The sequence below is a fragment of the Streptomyces sp. NPDC060027 genome (assembly GCF_042737005.1).
In the GTDB taxonomy this organism is placed as follows: domain Bacteria; phylum Actinomycetota; class Actinomycetes; order Streptomycetales; family Streptomycetaceae; genus Streptomyces.
The window spans coordinates 1-3,867 of sequence record NZ_JBHWVI010000397.1; the positions used below are offsets into that span (position 1 = coordinate 1).

Below are 3,867 nucleotides of genomic sequence, written 5' to 3' on the forward strand. Positions count from 1 at the left end.
GATCTGGGTGTGAGCACGTTCGTGGAGATCGGTCCGGGCGGTGTGCTGAGCGGCATGGCGCAGGGCTGTGCGGACGACATCGTCACCGTTCCCGTACTCCGGGCCGACCGTCCCGAGCGGCAGGCCGTCGTGACCGCGCTCGCCGAACTGCACGTGCACGGCGCCTCCTTGGACTGGCAGGCCCTCTTCCCCGGCGCTCACCGCGTTCCCCTGCCCACCTACGCCTTCCAGCGCGAGCGCTACTGGCTCGAGGCGCCTCAGGCGACCGCCGACGCCCCGGAGGCGATGGACGCCGAGTTCTGGGACTCCGTCGAGAGCGAGGACCGGGCATCTCTCGGTGCGCTCCTGGGACTGGAGCCCGCCGAACTGGGCGTGGTCGCACCCAAGCTGGCCGCCTGGCGCCGGCAGCGGCGCGAGCAGTCCACCACCGACGGCTGGCGCTACCGGATCACCTGGCAGTCGCTCGGTGACATGGTCGGGGCCGCTCCGTCGGGGACCTGGCTCTACGCGGTCTCCGAGGAGACCGCGTGGACCGAGGCGATCCGCGCCGGGCTCACGGAACTCGGCGTCGCGCTCGTACCGTTCGCCGTGGGCGAGGACACCGACCGCGACGCGCTCGCTCGGGCCTTCGCCGACGCCGGGCACGAGCAGGCCGACGGCATCCTGTTCGCCGCAGCACAGGGAGAAGCGGGGGCTGATGCCCTCCAGCGGCTCGTTTTGTCGCTCCAGGCCCTTGGCGACGCCGGGATCGAGGCCCCGCTGTGGTGTCTGACCAGCGGCGCGGTGTCGACCGGCACGACGGACCTGCTGACCGACCCCGTCTCCGCCCAGCTCTGGGGCCTGGGCAGGATCGTCGCCCTGGAACAGCCGCAGCGCTGGGGCGGGCTCGTCGACCTGCCTGCCGAGCTCGACTCCCGCGCGCTGGAGCGACTGGTCGGCGTGCTGGCCCAGTCCGACGAGGACCAGCTCGCCGTACGCGCCTCCGGAGTGTCCGGCCGCCGCCTCGTGCGCGCGCCGCACAGCACGGAACCCGCGGACGCACCCTGGTCGCCGCGCGGCACCGTGCTCGTGACCGGTGGTACGGGTGCGCTGGGCGGACACGTGGCCCGCTGGCTCGCCGGTGCCGGTGCCGAACACCTGGTGCTCGCCAGCCGTCGGGGCCCCGACGCCCCGGGCGCCACCGAACTCAAGTCGGAGCTGGAGGAGTTGGGCGCCCAGGTCACCGTCGTCGCGTGCGATGCGGCCGACCGCGACGCGCTCGCCGAGTTGTTCGGCCGGCACACCGTGAACGCCGTGGTGCACACCGCAGGCGTACTCGACGACGGTCTGGTCGAATCGCTCACGCCCGAGCGCCTCGACCACGTGCTGCGCCCCAAGGTGGACGCAGCGCTCAACCTGCACGAGCTCACCCGGGACCGCCAGGACCTCGACGCCTTCGTGCTCTTCTCCTCGATGACCGGTGTCTGGGGCAACGGCGGCCAGGGCGCCTACGGTGCCGCGAACGCCTTCCTCGACGCCCTCGCCGAGCAGCGCCGGGCGCAGGGCCTGCCCGCGCTGGCCGTTGCCTGGGGATCCTGGGCGGACGGAGGCATGGCCGACGGCGCCGCCGGTGACCATCTGCGGCGGCGCGGCGTACGGGCGATCGCGGCCCTTCCCGCGATCTCCGTGCTGCACGGTGCGCTGACCCACGGCGAAACCTCCGTGACCGTCGCGGACGTGGACTGGGACCGCTTCGTCCCGGCCTTCGCCGGCACGCGCCCCTGCCCGCTGCTGCACGGTGTACCCGAGGCCCGCAAGGCCCTCGAAGTACGCGCCCAGTCCGCGCAGAAGGCCGAAGTGCCCGCGTCCGCGCTGGTCCAGCGCCTCCTCGGCGCCACGCCGGGGGAGCAGAGCCGCATCCTGCTGGACCTGGTCCGCGAGCAGGCCGCCATGGTGCTCGGCCACACGGGCAAGGGCGCCTTCGAAGCCGACCGGACGTTCCGCGAGACCGGCTTCGACTCGCTCACCGCCGTCGAACTGCGCCACAGGCTCAACACGGCCACCGGCCTCAAGCTGCCCACCACCTTGGTCTTCGACCACCCGACCCCCACCGCCCTCGCGCGTCACCTGGGCGTGGAACTCCTCGGCCGGCACGGGCCGGCGGCGGACGCCGCGCAGGCGACGGCCGCCGCCGCGGCCGACGAGCCCCTCGCGATCGTCAGCATGAGCTGCCGCTTCCCCGGTGGCGTCCAGTCGCCGGAGGACCTGTGGGAGCTGCTGAGCTCCGGCCAGGACGCGATGTCCGGCTTCCCCACCGACCGCGGCTGGGACATCGACGCGCTCTACGACCCCGACCCCGACCGACCCGGCAAGACGTACGCGCGCGAGGGCGGCTTCATCCAGGGCGCCGACCGCTTCGACGCCGGTCTCTTCGGGATCTCGCCGCGCGAGGCGCTGGCCATGGACCCGCAGCAGCGACTGCTGCTGGAGACCGCGTGGGAGGCCTTCGAGCGCGCCGGTATCGCCCCCGCCTCCGTCCGCGCCAGCCGCACCGGTGTCTTCATCGGCACCAACGGCCAGGACTACGCCAACGGACTGCGCAATGCGCCCGAGGAGATCGAGGGGTACGCGCTCACCGGCAAGGCGGCCTCGGTCGTCTCCGGACGCATCTCCTACACGTTCGGCCTGGAGGGTTCGGCGGTCACGGTCGACACGGCGTGCTCGTCTTCGCTCGTGGCCCTCCATCTCGCCGCGCAGGCCCTGCGGAGCGGCGAGTGCACGATGGCCCTGGTCGGGGGCGTCACCGTCATGACCACGCCGGACCTGTTCGTGGAGTTCAGCCGACAGCGCGGTCTGTCGCCCGACGGGCGGTGCAAGGCGTTCGCGGCCGGTGCCGACGGTACGGGTTGGGGCGAGGGCGTCGGTCTGCTGTTGGTGGAGCGGTTGTCCGACGCCCGTCGGAACGGCCACGAGGTACTGGCCGTCGTGCGGGGGAGTGCGGTGAACCAGGACGGTGCGTCCAACGGTCTGACCGCGCCGAACGGTCCCTCGCAGCAGCGGGTGATCCGGCAGGCGCTGGCGAACGCCGGGCTCACGCCGGACGACGTGGACGCCGTCGAGGCGCACGGCACGGGCACGAGGCTGGGCGACCCGATCGAGGCGCAGGCGCTCCTCGCCACGTACGGGCAGGAACACTCCGACGACCGGCCGTTGTGGCTGGGATCCATCAAGTCCAACATCGGTCACACGCAGGCCGCCGCGGGTGTCGCCGGTGTGATCAAGATGGTGTTGGCGATGCAGCACGGCGTCCTGCCGCAGACGCTTCATGTGGACGAGCCGACCGCGCACGTCGACTGGTCGGCGGGCGCCGTGCGGCTGCTGACCGAGCCGGTGCGATGGTCCGGGACCGCCAGGCCCCGCAGGGCCGCGGTGTCGTCCTTCGGCATCGGCGGCACCAACGCGCACACGATCATCGAGGAGGCGCCCGCCGCTGCCGTGGCCGACCCGGCCAGGGAACACCGCCCGGTGCCCGTCCCGTGGGTGCTGTCAGCAAAGAATGAAGTGGCGCTGCGGGCCCAGGCGGAGCGTCTACTGGCCTTCGTGACCGACGATGTGTCGCCCGTCGACGTCGGGTTCTCGTCGGCCACGACGCGGTCGGTGCTGGAGCACCGGGCTGCGGTGATCGGCACCGACCCGGTCGAGTTGCGGGCAGGTCTTGAGGCCCTCGCGGCAGGCGAACCGGTGGCGAACGTCGTCGCCGGACGCGCTCACTCGGCGGACAAGGTCGGGTTCTTGTTCTCGGGTCAGGGTTCGCAGCGGTTGGGGATGGGGCGTGAGCTGTATGCGGCGTATCCGGTGTTCGCGGCGGCGTACGACGAGGTGTGCGCG

The 3,867-nt window shown here is 72.8% G+C and carries 1 protein-coding gene; it reads left to right on the forward strand.

The genetic code is table 11. The annotated features are described in order from the left end of the window. Positions 1–3,867 (forward strand): SDR family NAD(P)-dependent oxidoreductase (locus tag ACFWBT_RS42210; protein ID WP_385709907.1); only part of this gene is annotated, 3,867 nt, incomplete at both ends.